At 71.7% G+C, this 23,941-nt stretch carries 22 protein-coding genes; 10 read left to right on the top strand and 12 right to left on the bottom strand.

Going from position 1 to position 23,941, the window contains the following annotated elements; all coding sequences use genetic code 11:
- Position 1: 1 nt before the first annotated feature.
- A complete protein-coding gene (locus BM424_RS10920; RefSeq protein ID WP_093415927.1) occupies positions 2-1,258 on the bottom strand; it encodes a glycosyltransferase family 4 protein in 1,257 nt (418 codons plus the stop codon).
- A 172-nt stretch (positions 1,259-1,430) separates the two neighbouring features.
- Between BM424_RS10920 and kstR the strand changes: the two genes are divergently transcribed.
- Complete coding sequence (kstR, locus tag BM424_RS10925) at positions 1,431-2,036, top strand: cholesterol catabolism transcriptional regulator KstR (protein ID WP_093415928.1); 606 nt, start codon at positions 1,431-1,433, stop codon at positions 2,034-2,036.
- Here the strand turns inward: kstR and BM424_RS10930 are convergent.
- The 3 genes from BM424_RS10930 to BM424_RS10940 all read right to left on the bottom strand — a co-directional run bounded on the left by BM424_RS10930 (position 2,022) and on the right by BM424_RS10940 (position 4,992).
- Positions 2,022-3,050: an MBL fold metallo-hydrolase gene (locus tag BM424_RS10930; protein WP_245775765.1), complete on the bottom strand. Its 1,029-nt coding sequence runs from the start codon at positions 3,048-3,050 to the stop codon at positions 2,022-2,024. The two genes, kstR and BM424_RS10930, sit on opposite strands and share 15 nt — an antisense overlap.
- A gap of 58 nt (positions 3,051-3,108) precedes the next feature.
- Entirely contained in the window at positions 3,109-4,014 is a 906-nt protein-coding gene (locus tag BM424_RS10935; RefSeq protein WP_093416913.1) for an SDR family oxidoreductase, read from the bottom strand.
- A 225-nt stretch (positions 4,015-4,239) separates the two neighbouring features.
- Complete coding sequence (locus tag BM424_RS10940) at positions 4,240-4,992, bottom strand: SDR family oxidoreductase (RefSeq protein ID WP_093415932.1); 753 nt, start codon at positions 4,990-4,992, stop codon at positions 4,240-4,242.
- A gap of 94 nt (positions 4,993-5,086) precedes the next feature.
- Here BM424_RS10940 and BM424_RS10945 point away from each other — a divergent pair, with 94 nt between their 5' ends.
- The 4 genes from BM424_RS10945 to BM424_RS10960 are packed head-to-tail and all read left to right on the top strand — an operon-like array spanning position 5,087 to position 8,510.
- Positions 5,087-5,836 carry an enoyl-CoA hydratase family protein gene (locus BM424_RS10945; protein WP_093415933.1) on the top strand — a complete coding sequence of 250 codons (750 nt, stop codon included), beginning with the start codon at positions 5,087-5,089 and terminating at the stop codon, positions 5,834-5,836.
- Complete coding sequence (locus tag BM424_RS10950) at positions 5,837-6,706, top strand: CoA transferase subunit A (RefSeq protein ID WP_093415935.1); 870 nt, start codon at positions 5,837-5,839, stop codon at positions 6,704-6,706.
- On the top strand, positions 6,703-7,446 hold the full coding sequence (locus tag BM424_RS10955; protein ID WP_093415936.1) for a CoA-transferase subunit beta: 744 nt from the start codon (positions 6,703-6,705) through the stop codon (positions 7,444-7,446). Before BM424_RS10950 ends, BM424_RS10955 begins: the two co-directional genes overlap by 4 nt.
- A gap of 11 nt (positions 7,447-7,457) precedes the next feature.
- Positions 7,458-8,510 carry an NAD(P)H-dependent flavin oxidoreductase gene (locus BM424_RS10960; protein WP_093416915.1) on the top strand — a complete coding sequence of 351 codons (1,053 nt, stop codon included), beginning with the start codon at positions 7,458-7,460 and terminating at the stop codon, positions 8,508-8,510.
- A 43-nt stretch (positions 8,511-8,553) separates the two neighbouring features.
- Here the strand turns inward: BM424_RS10960 and BM424_RS10965 are convergent, their stop codons facing one another.
- Genes BM424_RS10965 through BM424_RS10975 form a run of 3 tightly spaced genes read right to left on the bottom strand, consistent with a single transcriptional unit; the run spans position 8,554 to position 11,185 of the window.
- A complete protein-coding gene (locus BM424_RS10965) occupies positions 8,554-9,180 on the bottom strand; it encodes a TetR/AcrR family transcriptional regulator (RefSeq protein WP_245775766.1) in 627 nt (208 codons plus the stop codon).
- A 44-nt stretch (positions 9,181-9,224) separates the two neighbouring features.
- Positions 9,225-9,998: an SDR family oxidoreductase gene (locus tag BM424_RS10970; RefSeq protein ID WP_093415938.1), complete on the bottom strand. Its 774-nt coding sequence runs from the start codon at positions 9,996-9,998 to the stop codon at positions 9,225-9,227.
- Entirely contained in the window at positions 9,995-11,185 is a 1,191-nt protein-coding gene (locus tag BM424_RS10975) for an acyl-CoA dehydrogenase family protein (RefSeq protein ID WP_093415939.1), read from the bottom strand. The genes BM424_RS10970 and BM424_RS10975 overlap by 4 nt, the downstream gene beginning before the upstream one ends.
- A gap of 104 nt (positions 11,186-11,289) precedes the next feature.
- Between BM424_RS10975 and BM424_RS10980 the strand changes: the two genes are divergently transcribed.
- From BM424_RS10980 to BM424_RS10995, 4 genes are all read left to right on the top strand, one after another.
- Positions 11,290-12,144, top strand: a complete 855-nt coding sequence (locus BM424_RS10980; RefSeq protein WP_093415941.1) for an enoyl-CoA hydratase — start codon at positions 11,290-11,292, stop codon at positions 12,142-12,144.
- Positions 12,145-12,147: 3 nt separating this feature from the next.
- Positions 12,148-13,263, top strand: coding sequence for an acyl-CoA dehydrogenase family protein (locus BM424_RS10985; protein WP_093415942.1), 1,116 nt, complete (start codon positions 12,148-12,150; stop codon positions 13,261-13,263).
- A complete protein-coding gene (locus BM424_RS10990; protein WP_093415944.1) occupies positions 13,260-14,234 on the top strand; it encodes an acyl-CoA dehydrogenase family protein in 975 nt (324 codons plus the stop codon). Before BM424_RS10985 ends, BM424_RS10990 begins: the two co-directional genes overlap by 4 nt.
- Positions 14,235-14,346: 112 nt before the next feature.
- Positions 14,347-15,414, top strand: coding sequence for an acyl-CoA dehydrogenase family protein (locus tag BM424_RS10995; protein ID WP_093415945.1), 1,068 nt, complete (start codon positions 14,347-14,349; stop codon positions 15,412-15,414).
- Positions 15,415-15,463: 49 nt separating this feature from the next.
- Here BM424_RS10995 and BM424_RS11000 read toward each other — a convergent pair whose 3' ends face one another.
- Genes BM424_RS11000 through BM424_RS11010 form a run of 3 tightly spaced genes read right to left on the bottom strand, consistent with a single transcriptional unit; the run spans position 15,464 to position 17,520 of the window.
- The gene (locus BM424_RS11000; RefSeq protein ID WP_093415947.1) at positions 15,464-15,892 is read right to left on the bottom strand and encodes a MaoC family dehydratase; all 429 of its coding nucleotides are present in this window, start codon (positions 15,890-15,892) and stop codon (positions 15,464-15,466) included.
- Positions 15,892-16,353, bottom strand: coding sequence for a MaoC family dehydratase N-terminal domain-containing protein (locus tag BM424_RS11005; protein ID WP_093415948.1), 462 nt, complete (start codon positions 16,351-16,353; stop codon positions 15,892-15,894). The genes BM424_RS11000 and BM424_RS11005 overlap by 1 nt, the downstream gene beginning before the upstream one ends.
- 6 nt (positions 16,354-16,359) lie before the next feature.
- A complete protein-coding gene (locus BM424_RS11010; protein ID WP_093415950.1) occupies positions 16,360-17,520 on the bottom strand; it encodes an acetyl-CoA C-acetyltransferase in 1,161 nt (386 codons plus the stop codon).
- A 225-nt stretch (positions 17,521-17,745) separates the two neighbouring features.
- On the opposite strand from BM424_RS11010, the gene BM424_RS11015 reads away from it, so the two are divergent.
- On the top strand, positions 17,746-18,060 hold the full coding sequence (locus tag BM424_RS11015; protein ID WP_093415951.1) for a hypothetical protein: 315 nt from the start codon (positions 17,746-17,748) through the stop codon (positions 18,058-18,060).
- 1 nt (position 18,061) lies between these two features.
- On the opposite strand, the gene BM424_RS11020 is transcribed toward BM424_RS11015, so the two are convergent.
- Both BM424_RS11020 and BM424_RS11025 read right to left on the bottom strand, forming a co-directional pair.
- A complete protein-coding gene (locus BM424_RS11020; protein ID WP_175548033.1) occupies positions 18,062-22,114 on the bottom strand; it encodes a tetratricopeptide repeat protein in 4,053 nt (1,350 codons plus the stop codon).
- 195 nt (positions 22,115-22,309) lie between these two features.
- On the bottom strand, positions 22,310-23,497 hold the full coding sequence (locus tag BM424_RS11025) for a lysozyme (RefSeq protein WP_245775767.1): 1,188 nt from the start codon (positions 23,495-23,497) through the stop codon (positions 22,310-22,312).
- Positions 23,498-23,941: the final 444 nt, after the last annotated feature.

Below are 23,941 nucleotides of genomic sequence, written 5' to 3' on the forward strand. Positions count from 1 at the left end.
GTCAGCAACGCGTTGCTCCCTTCCCACCGCGCGGGCTGCGCGCGATCGCTTCGGCGTAGCAGTCGACGGTCGCCGCTGCCACGGATTTCCAGCTGTAGCGGGCCAGCACCCGCTCGCGTCCGTTGGCGCCGAGGCGGGCGCGGCGCTCCGGTGAGTCCAGCAACCGCGCCAGGGCCTTGGCCAGCGCTTCGGCGTCGCCCGGCGGCACCAGGTCTGCGCACTCGCCGTCGGGGCCAGCGACCTCGGGGATCGCGCCCGCGCGGCTGGCGACCAGCGGCGTGCCGCAGGCCATCGCCTCCACGGTCGGCAGCGAGAAGCCCTCGTAGAGCGAGGGAACGCTGGCGACCTCGGCCGAGCCGAACAGCTCGGCCAGCTCCTCGTCGCTGATGCCCTTGACGGTGCGCACGACGTCGCCGATGGCCAGCTCCTCGATGCGCTGCTCGGTCGGCCCGCCGGGGGTCAGCTTGCTGACCAGCACCAGCTCGACCTCGCGCTCGGTGCGCAGCTTGGCCACCGCCTCCAGCAGCGTGCCCACGCCCTTCATCGGCGTGTCGGCGCTGGCCATGGCCACGATCCGGCCGGGCACGCGCGGTTTCTCCGGCGGCCGGAACACGTCGGCGTCCACGCCCAGCGGCACCACCCGCAGCTGCTCGGGGCGCACGCCGAAGTCGTCGCGGATGTCGTCGGCGGAGTTCTGCGAGACGGTCAGCAGCTGCGGGATCTGCCGGGCCACCCGCGCCTGCATCCGGGTGAAGCCGTACCAGCGGCGCACGGTGAGCTTGCGCCAGCCCTTGGCGTCGGCCAGGTCCACCCGGCGGTCGTGGGTGATCGGGTGGTGCACGGTGGCCACCAGCGGGATCCCGGCGCGCTGCAGCGACAGCAGCCCGCTGCCCAGGCACTGGTTGTCGTGGACGACGTCGAACTCGTGCGCGCGGGCCTTGAGCAGCCGGGCGGCGCGCATGCTGAAGGTCATCGGTTCCGGGAACCCGGCGGTCCACATGGTGCCGACCTCCAGCAGGTCGATGTGGTCGCGCAGCTCGCGCCAGTGCGGGGTGCGGAACGGGTCGTCGTCGTTGTAGAGGTCGAGGCTGTCGACCGGCGTCAGGTCCACGCCCGGGTCCAGATCCGGGTAGGGCTGACCGGAGAAGACCTCGACGTGATGCCCCAGTTCGGCGAGGCCGCGGCTGAGATAGCGGACGTAGACACCCTGTCCGCCGCAATGCGGCTTGCTCCGGTAGGAAAGCAGCGCGATCCGCACGATTCACCTCACACTGCCCGGGTGCCGCGGGCTGGGTAGACTGGAACATGTTTCGGTCGAGGTAACCAGCTCACCCTAACCCGTGAGTAGCCCCGGACGATGAGTCGCGTGGCGACGAACACGCTTCGCCGTCACCGGATGTCCGTCGAAAGTTCAAGGAGAACCCCGGTCCATGGAAAGCTCGCAGAACGTGCTGGAGGCGCTCCGGGGCAGTGCCACCGGCACTACGGCCCAGGCCGAGCGCCGCAAGCGCATCATCGACGCCACGCTCGCGCTGGCCGCCAAGGGCGGCTACGACGCGGTGCAGATGCGCGCGGTCGCCGAGAAGGCCGACGTCGCGCTGGGCACCCTCTACCGGTACTTCCCGTCGAAGATCCACCTGCTGGTGGTGGGCCTGGCCCGGGAGTTCGCCCGCGAGCAGGAGAAGCTGGACCGCGCGAAGATCCCCGGCGACACGCCTTACGACCGGGTGCTGCACGTGCTCAACCGCACCACCCGCCAGCTCCAGCGCAACCCGGAGCTGACCGAGGCGATGACCAGGGCGTTCATGTTCGCCGACACCTCGGTCGCCAACGAGGTCGACACCGTGGCGCTGCTGATGGAGCAGCTGTTCACCCGGGCCATGACCAACGACGAGCCGACCGACGAGCAGAAGGCGATCGCGCGGGTCATCGGCGACGTGTGGCTGTCGAACCTGGTCGCCTGGGTGACCCGGCGGGCCTCGGCCAGCGACGTGTCCAACCGGCTGGAGCTGACCGTCCGGCTACTGCTGGCCTGAGTACTCCACGGCGTCGCCGTTCTGGGTGGCGGTGAGCTCGCCGCGCCGCACCAGCAGGTCCAGGTGCGCGCTGGTCTCGCCGACCGCCAGCACCTGGTTGAACAGGTCGAGGTCGGCGAAGTCGCGGTTGCGCCGGGTCCAGCCGAGCTTGAGCGCCGCCTCGTAGGCCGTTCCGGCACCGTCGGCGATGACCTCGGCGGTCTGCCGCAGCCGCTCGTCGTGGTGGCTCAGCAGCTCCTCGATGCGCTGGTGGGAACTGCCGCCGACGGGTCCGTGCGCGGGCAGCAGCCGCAGGTCCGGGTAGGTCTGCATGAGCCGCAGCGAGTCCAGGAAGTCGCCGAGCGGCAGCTCCGGCCGCGCAGACTCGACGCCGATCGACGGCGTGATGTGCGGCAGCACGTGGTCGCCGGAGAACAGCACCTGCGAGTCGGCGTCGACGAACACGACGTGGCCGCGGGTGTGCCCGGGCGTGGGCACGGCGAGCAGGGTGCGCGAGCCCAGCGGGATCTCGACCTTGCCGTGCAGCCACTCGTCCGGCGGCTCGTAGGGGTTCTCGCCCTTGCGCTCCGGCGGTTTTCCGCCGTAGGCGTCGGCGAGCTTGGTGATGAGCTCGTCGGCGCCCCAGCGCTGCAACCGCCGCAGCTCGGCGAGTTCGGTGCCCCCGGCCAGGATCGCGTCCATCGTGGGCTGCTCACCGGCGCCGAGGCTGATCTTGGAGCCGAAGCTGCGGCGCAGCTGCACCGCGAGCGTGTAGTGGTCCCGGTGCACGTGGGTGACCAGGAACCGCTGCACGTCGGCGAAGTCGTAGCCGATCTCGCCGAGGCCCTTCTCCAGCTGGGTGCGGGCTTCCTCCAGCGCCCAGCCGGAGTCGATGAGCACCAGCCCGTCGGAGTCCTCGATGGCGTAGACGTTGACGGCGCGCAGCCCGTCGTTGGGCAGCGGCAGCGGGATGCGGTGCACGCCTGGCCCGACCTGCTCGACGCCGGGCTCGATCCACGCGTGCCGATCGCTCACCGCTGTCCTCCGGGTTTTCGTGCCGAAACTCCTAAAAGAGATGTACCACTCCGCCCTCTCAGGTGCCGTAGACGGGGTCGGGAACGGGGGCCTTGGCGAGCAGTTCGGAGACCACGGGGCCGAGCTCGTCGGCGTTCCAGCGGCGGCCCGCATCGCGCGACGGACCGCGGGTCCAGCCGGTGCCGACGGTGATGTCGCCGCCCGCGACCTCGAAGACCCGGCCGGTGACCTCGGCGGACTCGACGCTGCCGAGCCAGGCGACCAGCGGGGAGACGTTCTCCGGCGCCATCTCGTCGAACCCCTGGTCGGGCTGGGCCATCATGTCGGCGAAGACGGTCTCGGTCATGCGGGTGCGCGCCGAGGGTGCGATGGCGTTGACGGTGACGCCGTAGCGGGCGAGCTCAGCGGCGGTGTTGAGGGTCAGCGCGATGATCCCGGCCTTGGCGGCGGCGTAGTTGGTCTGCCCGACGCTGCCCAGCAGCCCGGCGCCCGAGGTGGTGTTGATGACGCGGGCCCGCACGGTCTCCCCCGCCTTGGTCCGGTCGCGCCAGTGCTGCGCGGCGTGCCGCATCGTCGCGGCGTGGCCCTTGAGGTGGACGCGGATGACCTGGTCCCACTCGTCCTCGGCGAGGTTGACGAACATCCGGTCCCGCACGACCCCGGCGTTGTTCACCAGCACGTCGAGCCGGCCGAACCGCTCCGCGGCGAACTCCACGAGCTCCCGCGCCTGCTCCCAGTCGGCGACGTCGGCCCCGTGCACCGCGGCCTCACCTCCGAGCGCCCGGATCTCCTCCACCACCTCGGCGGCCGCGGACCCGTCACCCCCGCTCCCGTCCAGCTGCACCCCGATGTCGTTGACGACGACCTTCGCCCCCTGCCGGGCGAACTCCAGCGAGTGCGCCCGCCCGATCCCCCGGGCACCCCCGGTCACGATCACAACCCGATCTTCGCAAATCACGTGAATCCTCCTCGAAGTTCGCAACGTTCAACAGACCGCCCCCGCACTCCGCCCCGACCGCGAAGACGGCCCCCCTGGCACCGGGGTTGACGGATTACTCCGGTAATCCGTCCCCCGAATACGGGAGTAATCCGTCGGCGGAATACCGGAGTAATCCGTCAACCCCGTGGGGACGGGCGGATTACCGCCGTAATCGGGTTGTCGAATACGGCCGTAATCGGGGTTGGTGGGTCAGGTTCGGATGGTGTTGAGGTAGGTGGAGGTCTCTCCTCCGCCGTGGACTGTGAGGTCTGAGCCGGTGATGTAGGCCGCGAGGGGTGAGGCGAGGAAGAGGCAGGCGTGGGCGACGTCGGCGGGTTCGGCGAGGCGTCTCATGGGGACGATCGACGCGAGGTCGGAATCGCCGTAGTGGTCGGGTTGGTCCTCGGAGCTGACCAGGCCCACGACGACTCCGTTGACTCGGACGTCGGGGGCGAGTTCCTGGGCCAGGGTCGCGGTGAGGTTGTCCAGGCCCGCCTTGGCCGCGCCGTAGGCTGCGGTGCCCGGTGAGGGACGGCGGCCGGAGACGCTGCTGATGTTGATGATCGAGCCCCGCGTCTCCGCCAGCGCGTCGCGGGCGTGCTGGGCGAGCAGCAGCGGGGCGACCAGGTTGAGCTCGATCACCTTGCGGTGCAAGCGGATCGAGGACGTGGCGGTGTCGGCGACCGGGGTTCCGCCCGCGTTGTTGACCAGCACGTCCAGCCGGCCCGAGCGCCGCCGGATGCCGTCGATCAGCTCGGCGACCTGATCGCTCTCGCGGACGTCGACCTGCGTGAAGTGCGCCGTGGCCGACCCGTGCGAAGGCAGGTCGTCGACCGGTTTCCGGGCGCAGACGTGCACTTCGGCGCCTGCGCGCAGGAACGTCTCGGCGATGCCCGCGCCGATGCCGCGCGTTCCGCCGGTCACCAGCACCACCCGGCCGGTGAGGTCGATCTCGATGCCCATCCGCCGCTCCCTGCGTTCTCGCCCCTGGCGGGGTGTCCTGCGGTGTTGCTACGGTAACAACCCAACCAAACAAGTGCTAGGTTTGGCAGGTGGCATGGGCACGCACATCGAACGGCGGGACGGCGGCATCGTCGTCCTCACCGTCGACCACCCACCGGTGAACGCACTGCCGGTCAAGGGCTGGTTCGACCTCGCCGAGGCGCTGCGCGACAGCGGCGCCGATCCGCAGACCCGAGTCGTGGTGCTGCGCGCCGAGGGACGCGGCTTCAACGCGGGTGTGGACATCAAGGAACTGGCCGCCGATCCCGGCCACGACAAGCTCGTCGCCGTCAACAACGGCTGCTACGAGGCCTTCAAGGCCGTCTACGAGTGCCCGGTGCCGGTGATCAGCGCCGTGCAGGGCTTCTGCGTCGGCGGCGGCATCGGTCTGGTCGGCAACTCCGACGTCATCGTCGCCAGCGACGACGCGACGTTCGGGTTGCCGGAGGTGGACCGGGGCGCGCTGGGCGCCGCCACCCACCTGTCCCGGCTGGTGCCGCAGCACATGATGCGCGCGATGTTCTACACCGGGCAGACCGTCACCGCCGGTCAGCTCGCCGAGCTCGGCTCGGTGCACCGGGTCGTCGCGCGCGACGGGCTGCTGGAGGCCGCGCTGGAGGTCGCCGCCGACATCGCGGCGAAGAACCCGCTGGTGATCCGCAAGGCCAAGGCCGCGCTCAACGGCATCGACCCGGTCGACGTCAACCGCAGCTACCGGTTCGAGCAGGGCTTCACCTTCGAGCTCAACCTCACCGGGGTGTCGGATGCGATCCGCGCCGAGTTCGGCCGCGACGAGGAGGCGTAGGTGCAGGACAAGCAGCTGACCGTCGACGAGGTGGTCTCCCACCTGCGCGACGGCATGACGATCGGCATCGGCGGCTGGGGTTCCCGGCGCAAGCCGATGGCCCTGGTGCGCGCGATCCTGCGCTCGGACCTCGAAGACCTGACGCTGGTGTCCTACGGCGGCCCGGACGTCGGACTGCTGGCCGCCGCGGGCAAGCTCCGCAAGGTCGTCTACGGGTTCGTGTCGCTGGACTCGATCCCGCTGGACCCGCACTTCCGCGCCGCCCGCCAGCGCGGCGAGCTGGAGGTCGCCGAGTACGACGAGGGCATGGTGCTGGCCGGGCTGCGCGCCGCCGCCGCGCGGCTGCCGTTCCTGCCCACCCGCGCCGGGCTCGGCTCCGACGTGATGGCGCTCAACCCGGACCTGCGCACGGTCCGCTCCCCCTACGCCGACGGCGAGGAGCTGGTGGCGATGCCGGCGCTGAACCTGGACGTGGCGCTGGTGCACATGAACCGCGCCGACCGGTACGGCAACGGCCAGTACCTCGGCCCGGACCCGTACTTCGACGACCTGATGTGCGCCGCGGCGCGGACCAGCTTCCTGAGCTGCGAGAAGATCGTGCCCACCGAGGAGCTGACCGAGACCGCCCCGCCGCAGACGCTGCTGATCAACCGGCTGCACCCGCAGGGCGTGGTGGAAACGCCGAACGGCGCGCACTTCACCAGCTGCGTGCCCGACTACGGCCGCGACGAGGCGTTCCAGCGGCACTACGTCGCCAGCGCGAAACCCGGCCAGTGGGAGGCGTTCCGCGCCGAGTTCCTCGACGGGGACGAGACGCAGTACCAGGCGGCGGTCGAGAAGTTCCACGCACGCGCGGAGGTGCCGGCATGACGATCACCCGAGCCGAGGTCTGCGCGGTGGCCTGCGCGGACAGCTTCGCCGACGCCGGGACGGCCATCGCCTCCCCGTTCGGCACGATCCCCTCGATCGGCGCCCGCCTGGCGCGGCTGACCAGCGCGCCGGAACTGCTGCTCTCCGACGGCGAGGCGATGCTCATCGCCGAGACGACGCCGCTGGGCGAGGAGTCCACCGCCACCGTCGAGGGCTGGCTGCCCTACGGCAAGGTTCTCGACCTGCTGGCGGGCGGCAAGCGCCGGGTGATGATGGGCGCCTCGCAGGTGGACCGCTTCGGCAACCAGAACATCTCCCGCATCGGCGACTGGGCGCAGCCCAAGGTGCAGCTGATCGGGGTGCGCGGGGCGCCGGGCAACTCGGTCAACCACACCACGAACTACTGGATCCCCAACCACAGCACCAAGATCTTCGTCGAGTCGGTGGACCTGGTGGCCGGCGTCGGGCACGACCGGGCGCGTCAGGTCGGCGCGCGCTACCACGACGTGCAGGTGGTGGTGACCGATCTGGCGGTGCTGGACTTCCGCGGCCCGGACGGCGCGATGCGGCTGCGCTCGGTGCACCCCGGGGTGAGCGTGGACGAGGTGCGGGAGAAGACCGGTTTCGAGCTGGCGGTGGACGAGGTCGCCGAGACGCGGCTGCCCACCGACGAGGAGCTGTCCTTGATCCGCGACCGGATCGACCCGAAGGGGTTGCGGGACAAGGAGGTTCCGGCGTGATCGAGCAGCGGCTGCGCACGCCGCTGTGCGAGTTGACCGGCGTGCGCCATCCGATCGTGCAGACCGGCATGGGCTGGGTCGCCGGGCCCAGCCTGGTCTCGGCGACGGCCAACGCGGGCGGTCTGGGCGTGCTGGCGTCGGCGACGATGACGCTGCCGCAGCTCACCGACGCGGTCCGCGAGGTCAAGGAGCGCACCGGCGAACCGTTCGGGGTGAACCTGCGGGCCGATGCCGGGGACGCCGAGGAGCGCTGCGACCTGCTCATCCGCGAGGGCGTGAAGGTCGCCTCGTTCGCGCTGGCGCCGTCGCAGCGGCTCATCGGCAAGCTCAAGGACGCCGGGGTCGTGGTGATCCCGTCGATCGGCGCCCGGCGGCACGCGGAGAAGGTCGCGGGCTGGGGCGCCGACGCGGTGCTGGTGCAGGGCGGCGAGGGCGGCGGGCACACCGGTTCGGTGGCCACGACGCTGCTGATCCCGCAGGTGGTGGACGCGGTGGACATCCCGGTGATCGCCGCGGGCGGGTTCTTCGACGGCCGCGGCCTGGCCGCCGCGCTGTGCTACGGCGCGGCGGGCGTGGCGATGGGCACGCGCTTCCTGCTCACCACCGACAGCCGGGTGCCCGACGAGGTCAAGCGCTCCTACCTGGACGCGCAGGTGGGCGACACCGTCGTGACGTCCAAGGTGGACGGTCTGCCGCACCGGATGCTGCGCACCGATCTCACCCACTCCGCCGAGTCGCAGGCGCTGCTGCGGCGTCTCCCCCAGGCGCTGCGGCAGGCGGTCGCGTTCAAGGCGCTCACCGGCATGTCCTGGCGCCGGCTCATCTCCGACGGGTTGGCGATGCGCAAGGCCCAGAAGCTCCCGCTCAACCGGGTGCTGCTGGCGGCCAACACGCCGATGCTGATCAAATCGGCCCTGGTCGACGGCCACCCGGAAGCCGGGGTGCTGCCGGCGGGTCAGGTGGTCGGCATGATCGACGAGTTGCCCAGCTGCGAGAAGCTCATCGACTCGCTCGTCACCGAGGCGGCCGAGGCCCTGCGCCGGGCCGGTTCGCTGAGCAGCTGATCGCGCGGTTCGAGCCCGGCCGGACCGGGCTCGAACCCCCGGCTCAGCGGGTGACGATGCCGTCGCAGAGGATGTTGATGTACTGGTCGGCGATCGACTTGATGCTCAGCTTCCCGTTGGGGTTGAACCAGTGGACCGTGGTCCAGACGGTGTCCCGGATGAAGCGGTAGGTGAGCTTGAGGTTGAGGTCCTCGCGGAACACGCCGGACTTCTGCCCCTCCTGCAGCACGCGCAGCCAGGTCTTCTCGAACTCGTCGGCCACGCCCGGCAGGTAGTCGAAGCGCTCGAACTGGGCCAGGTAGTTGGCCTCGTTCTGGAAGATCGCGATCGCGGCCGGGTGCTTGCGCAGCGCCGAGTAGGACCGCTTGATCAGCTCGGTGAGCGCGGTGCGCGGGTCCGGCGCGTCGGCGATGATCTTGGCGTTGGCCTGCCGCTGGTCGTCGAGGAACTCGCGCAGGATCTCGTCCACCATCGCCTCCTTGGAGTCGAAGTGGTGGTAGAGACTCCCCGAGAGGATGCCTGCGGCGTCGGCGATGTCGCGGACCGTGGTGGCCAGGAAGCCACGGGTCGCGAACAGCTCACCGGCGATGGCGAGCAGTTCGGCGCGACGTTCGGAGCCGTTCTCCCGCGCCGGGCGGTTGCGTGCGGACAAGCGCTTGGTCGAGACCACGGGGCCATCCTCTCAAAGCCCCTCCGGCGGTGCTCACCGGAGGTTCACGGGTGCTGGTTGGAGACCGAGATGACCTCGCCGGTGAGGTACGTCGAGTAGTCCGAGGCCAGGAAGACGATCACGTTGGCGATCTCCCACGGCTCGGCAGAGCGGCCGAACGCCTCGCGCTCGGTGAGGGTGGCCAGCAGGTCGTCGGAGGTGACCTTGGCCAGGTTCTCGTGCATCACCAGGCTCGGCGCCACGGCGTTGATCCGGACCCCCAGCTCGGCGGCGTCCATCGCCGCGCAGCGGGTCAGCGCCATCACCCCGGCCTTGGCGGCGGCGTAGTGAGCCTGCCCGGCCTGGGCCCGCCAGCCGACCACGGAGGCGTTGTTGACCACGACGCCGGCATTGCCCTGCTCGCGGAAGAGCCGGGTGGCCGCGCGGGTGCAGCGGAAGGTGCCGCCGAGGGTGACGTCGACGACCTTGTCCCACTGCTCGTCGGTCATCTCCAGGATCGAGGCGGTGCCGCCCAGCCCGGCGTTGTTGACCACCACGTCGACCTGCCCGAACGTGGCGGTCGCGGTGTCGAACATGCGCTGCACCTGGGCCTCGTCGGTGACGTCGCAGGCCACCGAGGCGACCTTGGCGCCGGGGATCTCGGCGAGCTCGGCCTCGGTCTCGGCGAGCCGCCGCTCGTGCCGGTCGCTGATGAGCACCTGCGCGCCCTCCTCCAGCATCCGGCGGGCGACGGCCGAGCCGATGCCGGTGCCGGCCGCGGCGGTGACGAGGGCGGTCTTGCCGTTGAGCAGCCCGTGCGCGGGCGGGGCCTGGGTCATCGGGTGACCTCCTGGGGTCGGGGTTCGCGCGGCAGGCCGAGCACCCGCTCGGCGATGATGTTGCGCTGGATCTCGTTGGAGCCGCCGTAGATCGTGTCGGCGCGGGTGAACAGGAACAGCCGCTGCCCGCCGTCGAGGTCGTAGGGCGGACCCTGGGCCACGAGGCCGTCCGGACCGGACACGGCCATCGCCAGCTCGCCGAGCTCGCGGTGCAGGGTCGACCACAGCAGCTTGACCACCGAGGACTCCGGGCCGGGCGGTCCGTCACCGCCGAGCAGCCGGAAGACGGTGCAGCGCAACGCCTCCAGGTCGGTCCAGGCGCGGGTGATGCGGTCGCGCAGCAGCGGGTCGTCGAGGGCGCCGCCGGCCCGGGCCCGCTCGGTGATCTCGGCGAGCTCGCGGCGGAAGACGACCTGCTGGTCGACGGTGCCGATGCCGCGCTCGAAGCCGAGCGTGCCCATCGCGACCTTCCAGCCCTGGCCGACCTCGCCGACGACGTTCCCGGCGGCGGTGCGGGCGTCGTCGAAGAACACCTCGTTGAACTCGGAGGTGCCGGTGAGCTGCATGATCGGCCGCACCCGGATGCCGGGCTGGTCCATCGGCACCAGGAAGTAGGACAACCCCTGGTGGCGGCTCTGAGCCGGGTCGGTGCGGGCGAGCACGAAGCACCAGTCGGCGACGTGGGCCATCGACGTCCACACCTTCTGGCCGTTGAGCACCCACTCGTCGCCCTCCAGGCGCGCGGTGGTGGCCACGTTGGCCAGGTCGGAACCGGCCCCGGGCTCGGAGTAGCCCTGGCACCACAGCTCGCGGGCGCCGACGATCTCGGGCAGGAACCGCTTCTGCTGCTCGGGGCTGCCGAAGGCCATCAGGGTCGGGCCGAGGAGTTCCTCGCCGATGTGGCCGACCCGCACCGGCGCCTCGGAGCGGGCGTACTCCTCGTGGAAGATGATCTGCTGCCCGACGCTCGCCTCGCGCCCGCCGAACTCCCTCGGCCATCCCAGGCAGGTCCAGCCGTGCTCGGCCAGCAGCCGGTCCCAGGCCAGCCGCACGTCGAACCCCTCGTGCTCGCGACCGGGCCCGCCGAGCCCCCGGGCTTCGGCGAACTCGCCGGTCAGGTGCTCGGTCAGCCACTGCCGCACCTCGCGGCGGAAGGCCGCTTCCTCGGCGCTGTCGGTGAGGTCCACAACCGCCTCCTCGGCGTCGTTCCCGCCTCGGCACTCTACCAAGCACTTGCTTGTTCGGCTAACCTCGACGTGCCGCAATCGCAAGGCCGAGCTAGGAGCGCCCGATGGCAGCAGACAAAGCGGTCGTCCACTACGAGGTCCGCGACCAGGTCGCCGTGGTGACGATGAACCGGCCCGACTACCGCAACGCGCAGAACTCGGTGATGACCTACGCCCTCGACGACGCGTTCTACCGCGCCTGCGAGGACGACCGGGTCAAGGTCATCGTGCTGGCGGGCGAGGGCAAGCACTTCTCCGCCGGGCACGACATCGGCTCCCCCGAGCGCGACATCGACGTCAGCTACCCGCGCCGGGCCGGCCTGTGGTGGGACCACACGACGCACTCCGGCGGCGAGTCCCGCTTCGCCCGCGAGCAGGAGGTCTACCTGGGCATGTGCCGCCGCTGGCGGGAGATGCCCAAACCCGCGATCGCCTCGGTGCAGGGCGCCTGCGTCGCGGGCGGGCTGATGCTGGCGTGGGTGTGCGACCTGATCGTGGCCAGCGAGGACGCGTTCTTCGCCGACCCGGTGGTCAAGATGGGCATCCCCGGCGTGGAGTACTTCGCGCACCCGTGGGTGCTCGGGCCGCGCATCGCCAAGGAGTTCCTGTTCACCGGCAGGCGGATGAGCGCGCAGCGGGCCTACGAGATCGGCATGGTCAACGACGTCGTCCCGCGCGACGAGCTCGCCGACGCCACCATGCGGCTGGCCGGCGACATCGCCGGGATGCCGTCCTTCGGGCTGTCGCTGACCAAGAAGGCCGTCAACCAGGCCGAGGACCTGATGGGCATGCAGAACGGGATGGACTCGGTGTTCGGCCTGCACCACTTCGCCCACGCGCACAACGCCGAGGTCGGCAAGGACTCCCTGGCCGGCATGGACGCGCGCAGCATGAAGAAGTCCAACGAGGAGCGTGGCTGAGCCGTGGACCTGGAGCTCTCCGAGGACGACCTGGCCTTCCGCGACGAGGTGCGGGAGTGGCTGCGCGAGCACGTGCCCGCCGAGCCGCTGCCCTCGCTGGAGACCGCCGAGGGGTTCGCCGCCCACCGCGAGTGGGAGAAGCTGCTGCACTCGGCGGGGTTGTCGGTGGTGTCGTGGCCGCGCGAGTTCGGCGGCCGAGGGGCGTCGCTGCTGCAGTGGGTGCTCTTCGAGGAGGAGTACTACGCCGCCGGGGCGCCCGGCCGGGTCAGCCAGAACGGCATCTTCCTGCTCGCGCCCACGCTGTTCGAGCACGGCACCGACGAGCAGAAGCAGCGCTACCTGCCGAGGATGGCCGCCGCCGAGGACATCTGGGCGCAGGCCTGGTCCGAGCCCGAGGCGGGCAGCGACCTGGCGGGCCTGCGCTCGACCGCGCGGCGCGTCGACGGCGGCTGGCTGCTCAGCGGCAACAAGACCTGGAGCTCGCGGGCGGCGTTCGCCGACATCGCCTTCGGCCTGTTCCGCAGCGACCCCGACGCGCCCCGGCACAAGGGGCTGACCTACTTCCTGTTCCCGCTGGACGCGCCCGGGGTGACGGTGCGGCCGATCCAGCGCATCGACGGCAAACCGGCCTTCGCCGAGCTGTTCCTGGACGAGGTCTTCGTGCCCGACGCCGACGTGCTCGGCGGGGTCGGCGACGGCTGGCGGGTCGCGATGAGCACCGCGAGCAACGAACGCGGCCTGACCCTGCGCAGCCCGGGACGGTTCCTGGCCACCGCGCAGCGGCTCACCGAGGTGCCCGGCGCGCTCGACGACGACCGGGTGGTCGACGCGTGGATCTCCGCGCAGGCCTACCGGCTCGCGACGTTCGAGACCGTCACCAAGGTGCTCGACGGCGCCGGGCTGGGCGCCGAAGCAAGCCTGAACAAGATCTTCTGGTCCGAACTGGACACCGCGATGCACGAAACCGCCTGGGACCTGCTGGGTCCCGAGGCGGAGTCGAGCTCGTGGGTGGAGGGATACCTGTTCTCGCTGGCCGGGCCGATCTACGCCGGCACCAACGAGATCCAGCGCAACATCGCCGCCGAGCGGGTGCTCGGCCTGCCGAGGGGGTCGCGATGAGGTTCGTGCTCGAACCCGAGCAGCAGGACATGGCCGACACCTTGCGCTCGGTGTTCACCACCGCCGACGTGCCGGGCATCGCCCGCGCGTGGGCCGACGGGGACGCCGAGGGCTGGCGGAAGCTGTGGCAGAGCCTGGCCGAGCTCGGGGTCACCGGTGTGACGCTGCCCGAGGAGCGCGGCGGACTCGGGCTCGGCCCGGTGGAACTGACCCTCTGCCTGCAGGAATGCGGGTACGCGGGACTGCCGGGACCGGTGATCGAGTCACTGGCGCTGCTGCCCGCGCTGGTGCCGGACCTGGCGGCCGACGCCGCCGTGCGCACGGCCGTGGTGGCACCGCACGTGCCGTGGGCGCTGGACGCCGACCTGGCCGACGAGGTCTACGCGTGCGGGCCCGGGTCTACGCGGAAGCTGTCCGGGATCTCGGTGCGGCGCAGGGAATCCTTCGATCCGGCGCGGCGGTTGTTCGAGGTCTCCTCGACCGGCGGCGAGGAGGTCGCCGGAGCGGACTTCGAGCGCGCCTTCGACCTGGCGGTGCTGGGCTGCGCGGCGTACCTGCTCGGGCTCGGCCACCGGATGCTGGACCTGGCCACCGAGCACGTCACGCAGCGGCAGCAGTTCGGGAAACCGGTCGGCGAGTTCCAGGCGGTCAAGCACCACCTGGCCAACGCCCTGCTCAAGCTGGAGTTCGCCCGCCCCCTCATCCGCGGCGCGGCCCTCTCGGCCGGAGGCCCGCACGGCGGCCGGGACGCCTCCGCGGCCAAGCTCGCCGCCGCCGACGCGGCCCACCTCACGGCCCGCACGGCCCTGCAGGTCCACGGCGCCATCGGCTACACCGCCGAGCACGACCTCCACCGCCACCTCACCAAGACCGCGGCCCTCCGCCAGTCCTGGGGCACCCCCACCTGGCACCGCCGCCGCATCGCAACGTCCCTGGCCACCGACCCGAAAACACCCGTAGGCACCCCCTGAACGGGTGTCCGCCAGTCGAAAACCCCGGTTTTCACGCGACGAATGCTGCGGTTTTCGACACGACGAATGTTGCGGTTTTTCGACCGGAGTGACTCGGACGTGGGAGGTTGTTGTGCGGTTTGCGTTCAGCGAGGAGCAGGAGGAGCTGCGAGGCGTCGTGCGGCGGCTGCTGGAGCGGCGGGGCGGGCCCGTGGTGGGTGAGCCGGAGGAGGTCGCCGAGGGGTTCGACCGGGAGGTGTGGTCCCAGCTGGCCGAGCAGGTGGGGGCGCATTCCCTGGGGATTCCCGAGGAGTTCGGCGGTGGTGGGTTCAGCCTGCTGGAGACGTTGATCGTGGTGGAGGAGCTGGGGCGGCGGCTGTCCGACATCCCGTTCCTGAGCAGTGCCGTGCTCGCCGCCGAGGCGCTGCTGGCCACCGGGAACGCCGAGGCGTGCGAGAGGCTTCTGCCGGGCATCGCGAGCGGGGAGACGATCGCGGCGCTGGCCTGGGCCGAGCCCGGAACCGGCTGGCGGACGGATGGTTTCAGCACCACGGCGACCGACGACGGAGGGCTCACCGGGCGCAAGGCGCACGTGCTCGACGGGGCGCAGGCCGACGTGCTGCTGGTCCTGGCCACCCGCGACGGCGAGCCGGTGCTGTTCGAGACCGACGCGGCCGCCGCGGTCGCCACCACTCCCCTGGACCTGACCCGCCGGATGGCCGAGGTCCACCTCGACGGCACGCCCGCGCGCCCGGTGGGAGCGCTGCCGGTGCAGCGGCTGGTCGACGTCGCGGCCGCGGCCGTGGCGGCGGAGTCGGTGGGCGCGGCGCAGCGCTGGCTGCACGAGACCGTCGAGTACACCAAGATGCGCACCCAGTTCGGCCGTCCGATCGGCTCGTTCCAGGCGCTCAAGCACCGGCTGGCCGACTGCTACGTCGCCGTGGAATCGGCCCGCTCGCTGTCCTACGCGGCGTCCTGGGCGGTCGCGACCCACGACGAGCGGGCGAGCGAACTGGCGGCGATGGCGAAATCGGCCTGCACCGAGGCGCACTACGCGATCGCCGCCGAAGGGGTGCAGCTGCACGGCGGCATCGGCATCACCTGGGAGCACGAGGCGCACCTGCAGCTCAAGCGCGCCCACGCCGCGACCCAGCTGTTCGGCACCCCGAGCGCCCACCGCGCGACCCTGCTGCACGCGTGAAAGAGCGGCTGCTCCACCGGGGAGGCGGAGCAGCCGCTCGTGGTGGTTCCTAGGCGAGCCGGACGACCGCCCTGGCCTTGGCCAGGACCTCGACGCCACCAGAGGTGGCCGACAGCTCCACCACCGCGCGGTTGTCGTCGAGCTTCTCGGTCACCCGGCCGGCGACCTCCACCTCGACGCCGGTGTCGTCGTCCGGCACGACGACGGGCTTGGCGAAGCGCACGCCGTACTCCTCGACCGCGCCCGGGTCGCCCACCCAGTCGGTGACCAGCCGGGCCGCCTCGGCCATCGTGAGCATGCCGTGCGCGATCACGTCCGGCAGTCCCGCGGACTTCGCGATCCGCTCGTTCCAGTGGATGGTGTTGAAATCGCCCGAGGCACCGCAGTAGCGCACCAGCGTCAACCGCTGGACGGGATAGCGCTCGGACGGGATCTCGGTGCCGACCTCGACCTGGTCGAACGCCACGCTCGCGGCCATCATCGCCCTCCTTCCGCGGTTCCCCGCGAGATGATCGTGTTGACCGCGGTCCCGACCAGGTCGCCGTCGACGTCGACGATCTCGGTCTCGATGCGCACCAGCTCGTTCTTGCCCGCGTCGCGGATCTCCACGATCCGGCCCCGGGTGCTGAGCACGTCCCCGGCGCGAATCGGCCTGCGGTAGCTGAACTTCTGCTCGCCGTGCACCACCATCCGGTAGTTCAGGCCGAAGTCCGGCCGCAGGATCGGGTTCTTCTCCGACGCCGCACCGGTCGCCACGATCCCGAAGGTCGGCGGCGCGATCACGTCCGGGTGCCCGAGCGCGCGTGCCGCCGCCGGGTCGCGGTAGGCCGGGTTGGGGTCACCGATCGCGTCGGCGAACTCCCGGATCTTGCCGCGGCTGACCTCGTAGGCCTCGTCCGAGGTGAACTCGAAACCGATGTAGTCCCTGTTGATCGACACGTCGCCTCACAGTCGTTCGATGATGGTGACGTTGGCGGTGCCGCCGCCCTCGCACATGGTTTGGAGGCCGTAGCGGCCGCCGGTGCGTTCGAGCTCGTGGAGCATGGTGGTCATCAGCTTCGCGCCGGTGGCGCCCAGCGGGTGGCCCAGGGCGATCGCGCCGCCGTTGGGGTTGACCCGGGCCGGGTCGATGTCGATCTCCTTCAGCCAGGCCAGGACGACGCTGGCGAAGGCCTCGTTGATCTCCACGACGTCGATGTCCGAGGCCTTCAGGCCGGTCCGCTCCAGCGCGTGCTTGGTCGCCGGGATCGGCGCGGTCAGCATCTTCACCGGGTCGTCGCCGCGCACGCTCATGTGGTGCACGCGGGCGCGCGGGGTCAGCCCGTGCTCGCGCACCGCCTGCTCGGAGGCCACCAGCAACGCCGCCGACCCGTCGGAGATCTGGCTGGCCACACCGGCGGTGAGCCGCCCGCCGTCGCTGAGCGTCTTGAGCCCGGCGAGCTTGTCCTTGGAGGTGTCGCGGCGCGGTCCCTCGTCGTGCTCGACGCCGGCCAGCGGCGCGGTCTCGCGGTCGAAGTGCCCGCCGTCGACGGCGGCGATCGCGCGCAGGTGACTGGTCAGCGCGAACTCCTCCATCGCCTCGCGGGACAGGTCCCACTGCTCGGCGATGAGCTCGGCGCCGCGGAACTGGGTGACGACCTCGTCGCCGTAGCGCTTGGCCCAGCCCTCCGATCCGCAGTCCGGCCCGTAGGCGCGGGGGAATCCGAGCTGGTCGGAGCCGCGCAGCGAGCTGCCGATCGGGATCGCCGACATGTTCTGCACGCCACCGGCGATCACCAGGTCGTTGACGCCGGACATCACGGCCTGGGCCGCGAAGTGCACCGCCTGCTGCGAGGACCCGCACTGGCGGTCCACGGTGACGCCGGGGACGTGCTCGGGGTAGCCGGCCGCGAGCCAGCCGGTGCGGCCGATGTTGCCCGCCTGCGCGCCGACGGTGTCGACGCAGCCCCACACCACGTCGTCGACCGCCGCGGGGTCGATTCCCGTGCGGTCCACCAGGTTCTGCAGCACGTGCGCGGACAGGTCCGCCGGGTGGACCCCGCTGAGCCCGCCGCCGCGCTTGCCGACCGGTGTGCGCACCGCGTCGATGATGTACGCCTCCGCCATGAGGAGTCCCTTCCGTCGCCACCACTGGCAGGGTTCGAGAGTAGTCCCGGACGACGCCCGAAAACAAGCAAGCGTTTGGTTGTACCGAGCCGAAAGGCGTTCGCCCTGCGAACGCCTGGTGCACTCACTCCGCGTGATCGACTGGTTGCTCTCCGCTGTGTTAGAGTCTGCGGATTGCACGTGCACGTGCGGATGATCTGCGACGAAAGAATCTGGGGGAGACAGATGCTCTCGTCAGACGAGGCGGACGAACCCGACCCGAGCATGTGGCTGCGGCAGCTGGTGCTGCGCGGCTTCCAGCTCATGCCACCGGTGCGGGACGGTTCCGGCGAGCTCGAGGCGCTGATCTACGTGCGCCCGCACGGCGATGTCATCGACATCGTCGAAGTCCTGGCCGAGGACCACGTCCGCGCCGCCCGCGTTCCCCGCCGCGGCGAGATCCGCACCGACGACAGCGCAGCCTACTGGCGCGTGGCCGGTGGTGTCATCGAGGTCGTCGACCAGGTGCTGGCCCTGCCGGAGAGCCTCATCCGCGTCTGAGTCAGCGCGCTTCCCTGCTGCCCACGGGCGTCTCGTCCGCGCGCAGCTCGTTGAGCCGGTAGTTCGCCTGCGCCGCCAGGTGCTCGCCGGCACCCAGGACCCGCTCGTAGGCCTGCCGGGCCCCGGCCAGATCACCGCGCCGGTGCAGCGCCTCGCCCAGCGCCAGCACCGCTTCCGGCGACGGGTCCGGTGCGCCGATCTCCACCGCGCAGCGCAGGTACACCAGCGCCGCCTCCGCGTCGTCGGCGGCCAGCAGCGCCGATCCCGTCTCCTGCGCCCACTCCGCGACGTGCTCCTCCGGCACCACCTCGGTCATCCGGCGCAGCGTGTCGGCGGCCTCCAGGTGATCGCCGTGGGCGCGCTGCTCGTCGAGGACGACGCGCACGTTGTTCATCGCGTCCTCCCCCAGCTCGGCCTCCGGCACGTGCCCGGCGGCCTTGACGAACGCGTGCACCGCGCCCGGCATGTCCCCGGCCTCGTAGCGGATCAGGCCGATGCCGAACTCGCCGCGCGCCGCGACCTCCGGGTCCTCGCACGCGCTGACCCGCTCGAAGTGCCGCCGGGCGGTCTCGGTGTCGCCGTCCTCCAGCAGCAGCTCGCCGAGCCTGCTGCGGGCGGAATCGGAGTGCACCGGCACGCCCAGCTCGATCGCGCGCTCCAGCCAGCGGGTCCGCTCGGCGCGCTCCTCGGTCCGGTCGGCCAGCAGCAGGTGCGCCACCACCGCGGTGCCCGGGTCCTCGGACTCGGCGGCGCGCAACAGCATCTCCGCGGACTCCGGCGCGGTCTCGCCGACCGCGCGGATGCGGCGGTGCAGCGCCACGCCGAAGATCTCGGGCGACTCGGCGGCCGCCTCGGTCTCGTCCCACGCCTGCTTGGCCGCGGCGGGTTCGCCGACCCGGTGCTGCAGATGTCCCAGCAGCACACCGGCTTCCACCACCGCGGTGCCGGTGCCCTCCGCCTTGGCGTGGCGGGCGACGGCGATCGCGCCGTTGAGGTCGTGCACCCGGATCAGCAGCTGGGCCACGAGCACCCCGGCCCGGGCGATGGCGGCGGGCTCGCCGGTGCGGATCGCGCGGCGGTACCAGCTCAGCGCGATCGCGTTCTCGCCGCGCTGGTCGGCGAGCTTGCCCAGCGCGATCTGCGCCTTGGGCAGCGCGGCGGGATGACCGTGGTCGGCGACCAGGCGGAAGTACGCGGGCGCGTCGGCTCCGCCGGAGGCCTGCGCGCGGCGGCCGAAGTCCAGGGCCAGCTCGGAGCACGCGCGGGCGTCCTCGCCGTCGGCCTCGGCCAGCAGACGCGCGGCCGCGGCCAGGTCGGTCCCGAGCGCGCACCAAAAGTCGGCGACCCGACCGGAGCCGAGGTGCTCGGCGATCGCGGCCCGCGCCGCCTCGACGTCGCCCTCGCGCAGCAGCCGCTGGGCGCGCTCCTCGACGTCGTCGTCCTCCTGCGGCTGCTCGGCTGCTTCCTGTTGCGGTGCCGGAGTTTCCGGGGTGGTGGCCCGCAGTTCGGCGAGGATCGCGACCGCCCGTTCGGAGCTGGTGACCCCGGCGGCGGCCACCTCGGCCAGCAGCTCGGCCGCGCGCTCGTCGTCGCCCTGGCGGCGCAGCAGCTCGGCGGTGCTGACCTTCGCCACGGCGGCCTCCTCCGGATCGGCGCCCTCGGCGGCCTGCTTCCAGGCCCGCAGCGCGCCGTCGGTGTCGCCGTTCTCCTCGCGCAGCGCGCCGAGGAACAGCAGGCCCTGCTGGCGCAGCTCGGCGTGCCCGGCCTCGGAGACCAGCCGCAGCGCCCAGTCGGTGAAGTCCGGGATGCCGCGCCGCAGGTAGCGGTGCGCGAGGGTGAGGCACAGCTGGGTGGCGGTGTAGTGCGGTTCGTCCTCGTCGGCCAGCAGCAGGAAGCTCGACCGCGCCGGTTCGAGCTCCTGGCGCAGCGCGCGCATCGCGAACACCGCGACCGGTGCGGCCGTCGAGGACGACCCGGCGGCGCGGGTGAACAGCTCCAGCGCCTGGTCGAGGCGGTCGTGCTCCACGTGGTGCTCGCCGAGCAGGAACGCGGCACGCGGCCCGAACTCCGGGTGCCCGCTGGCGGCGGTGCGCTGGTAGAGGTCGGTGAGTGCCTCGGTGCGCTCCAGCGTGCGGTAGATCAGCGAGAGCTTGCCGAACACCTCGCCGAGGATCGCGGGATGCCTTGTGGCCAGGGCGGTTTCGAACGCGGCGATGGTGCCGTCGGGTTCGCCGTGCTCCATGAGCAGCTCGCCCAGCCGGCACGCGGTCCACGGGCGCAGCGCCGGGTGCCCGGCGTCGACGACGCGCTGCAGCAGCCCGCGCGCCTGCTCGTGCTCCCCGCGGCCGACCAGCTCCTCGGCGAGGGCGGTGCGCGCGGTGGTGGCGACCAGCGTGTTGGGCGATTCGGCGAGCCGAGCGAGCCCGTCGGCGGGGGTCTGGCCGGTGCGCTCGACGCGCGCCGCCTCGGCGAGCTCGCGCACGGCCGGTTCGGCCCCGGCCAGCATGGAGTCCACTTCGGACTCGTCGTCGCGTTCCATGCGCAGCAGCACCGGCAGGACGCCGCGCGCATCCGGTTCGGCGAGCAGCGCTTCGACGAACGCGGCGCGACGGGCCTGGCTCCCGCCCTCGGCGGCGACGCCGCGCAGCAGCTGCCGGGCGCGGGCGGGGTCGCCCAGCGCGGCTTCGGCCAGTCCCAGCGAGATCCGGGCGCGTGCGGCGGTGCCGGGGTCGTGCTCGACGAGGCGCTGGTAGGCCTCCCGGGCGGCCGCGATGTCGCCGGACGCGGCGGCCCGGTGCGCGCGGCGCTCCAGCTCGGCGGCGTCAAGTGACTCGGGTTCGGCGGGTTCCGGCTCGATCGGCGGGACCACCAGGCGCGCGGTGTCCTCCACGCCAGGACCGGTTGCGCCGTCGGGGCTTTGGAAGTCCATCGTGGACAGCGCGAGTTCGGCTTCGTGCGCGACGTTGGTGTCCTCGGCCTGCGCCGCCACGCGGAACGACTCGATCGCCGCGTCCCGCTCGCCGCGCTCGTAGCGCAGCACCCCGACGTGGTAGGCGGCGCGCGGCGCCTTGTCCGGGTGGCCGGAGGCCACGACCAGGCCGAAGGTCTCGATGGCGGCGTCGACCTCGCCGGTGTCGCGCTGGATCTCGGCGAGCACGCCCAGCGCCTCCAGGCTCAGCCGCGGGTGGCGGCTGTCGATGACCCGCTGCAACGCCCGGCGGGCCTCCGGCATCCGCTCCATCCGGCGCAGTTGCAGGCTCAGCTGGATCAGCGCGTGCAGCCGCACGCTGGGCCGCGGGTCCTGCGCGGCGCGCTCGTAGGCGCGCGCGGCCCCGGCCGGGTCGTCGAGCGCCACGAGCACGCCGCCGAGCAGCACGTGCCCCCACGCGAGGTGCTCGGGATGGCCGAGCTCGATGATCTGCTCGGCGAGACGGCGGGTGACGTCGGTGTCGTCGACGTGCAGCGCGTAGAGCTTGCCCGCGCCCAGCGAGCCGTAGTGCGGGTGGCCGCTGTCGAGGAGCTTGCGCAGCAGCGGTTCGGCGTCGTGGTCGCGTCCCTGCTCCAGCATCGCCAGCGCGCGCTGGTAGGCGATCTGCAGGAACTCGGTGCCCTCGGAGCGCTCGGGAGGCAGGGTCAGCTGCTGGGCGGCCTCGACGACCGCCGGGTCCCCGCAGGACAGCGCGCGGGTGCGGGCCTCGCGGGCCCCACCGGTGTCGCCGAGCTGCTGGAGCACCTGGGCCAGCAGGACGTCGGCGCGACCGGCCTCGTCGGGCTCGGCGCCTTCGGTGGCGAAGCGCAGCAGGACCTGGGCGGTGGGCAGTTCGCCGGTGTTGAGCAGCAGGTGGCCGAGGGCGAGGGCGGCGGCTTGGGCGTGCTCGGGATGTCCGGAGTCGATCACCCGCTGGTACACGTCGCGGGCGGCGGTGAGGTCGTCGTTCTCGGTGAGGATCGCGCCGAGCATCAGCCCGGCCTGGGCGGCGGCTTCGTAGTCGCCTTCGTCCAGCACGGTGCGTAACGCCTGCGCCGCGGCGTCGTGATCACTGTCGAGCAGCAACTGCCTCGCTCGAGTGACCTCTTGCTCCCACCGTGACATTCCGCTGCGCCCTCCGATCGGGTGATCGTCGATCACGAGAATATCGCCCTCGGCGCGTCGGGGAACCGGCCGCGGCCACCTTTCGCCCGCACGCGCGAAGGAGCGGGCCGCCCATGCGATGGACGACCCGCTCCTCTCGGTGGTGTCAGCACTCGGTCAGCCGGCGAGCTGCTTGAGGCGCTCGAAGCCTTCCTTGTACTGGTTGATGTCGGTGTTGCCGCTGATGCCGGCGACCGAACCCTTGTCGGTGTACTGCCAGAAGTCCCAGTCCTGGAACCCGGTGGGCACCGTCGGGCTGTCGACCTCGTAGGCGGCCAGCCACAGGTTGTGGTTGCTGAAGGTGTCGGTGCCGCCCATGCACTGCTTCCAGAAGGACGGGTTGGCGTAGATGATCGGGTCCTTGCCGGTGCGCTGCTTGACCGTGTCGTTGAACGCCTTGGTCCACTGGTGCATCTGGTCGACGCTCATGCTGTAGCAGCTGCCGCCGTTGGGGTCGACCTCCAGGTCGAGCACCGGAGGCAGCGTCTTGCCGTCGTTCTTGTAGTCGATGATGTCCAGGAACCGGTTGGCCTGGGTCGCGCCGTCGGAATCGTCGGGCCGCGCGAAGTGGTAGGCGCCGGCGATCAGACCCGCGTCCTTGGCACCGTGGTACTGCTCGGAGTACTTCGGGTTGGTGAAGTCGGTGCCGTCGCTGGCCAGCACGAAGGTGAACTTCTTGTTGTCGGCCGCGACCTGCTTCCAGTCGATGTTGCCGTTGTGGTTGGACACGTCGATGCCCTCGACGGGCGGGCCCAGCGGAGCCGGCGCCTCGTCCTTGGCCTCGGTCTTCGCCTCGGCCTTGGTCTCGGACTTGGTCTCCGCGCGGGTCTGCGGCGGGTCGGCCTTCTTCTGGTCGGCCACCGGGGCCTGCTGCGCGGCGGCCGGGTTCTGCTGGGCGGCCATCGGGGCGGCCACGGCGGCCTCCTCGACGTCGCGCTCGTCACCGCCGGTGACACCGCCGATGATCAGACCGACGACGCCCACGGCGGCGACGCCGGCGGCCACCTGCACGGGGCGCAGGCGGGACGCGTTCTTGACGGACTCGGGGACGTGCGGCGCAACCCTCTCCCGGAGGCGCCGCACGGCGGGGGCGTTGGTGATGCGCTGCAGCAGCGGGGACAGCCACTGCGCGAGGCGCTGGAGCAGCGGCGCCAGCCACTGGCCCACTCGATCCGCGGCGGTCCGCAGACCGGAGTCGGCACCCTGCGCCTTCGCGTGCCGCCCACGCTCGGTCGCCTCGTTCGGGGTCGAGGCGGGATCGTTGTGTTCGGGGGATCTGCTGTGGTCGGGGGTCTCGGGTTTCACGAGCCCCACACTCCGCGACGGAGAGTGGTCTGCCATCGAGGTATATACCTAGACGACTACCTAGTTTCACCCCATCGGGTATCGATGCCCACATGGCCGGTTACGCATCGTGAGACCACCCCGGCTGTTGTCGAATCCTAACCACACCGCTCCCCCACCTCGGCACCACCCCACCTCGGGTTCGAGGGTCGCCAGGGGACAGTTTTAGCCATAACTGTCCGGACATTTCGGGCATCGGGGCCGGGCGGTTCTCACTAAAACTGTCCCCTGGTGAGGATCGCGCCACGGAGCGCCCATCTCCGAGCACCGTGCGTCATGGGGTGCGAGGCAGGGGTGGCGGGCGACCCCGGGGGTCCCGACACGCCGGGTCCAGTGGCACGGTTGCCCAGGTGTCGGGTCGGGCACAATGCTCGATCGGATCTGGCGAAGATCGCAGAGAAGGCG

Origin of the sequence: Saccharopolyspora flava (assembly GCF_900116135.1) — a bacterium.
Taxonomy (GTDB): domain Bacteria; phylum Actinomycetota; class Actinomycetes; order Mycobacteriales; family Pseudonocardiaceae; genus Saccharopolyspora; species Saccharopolyspora flava.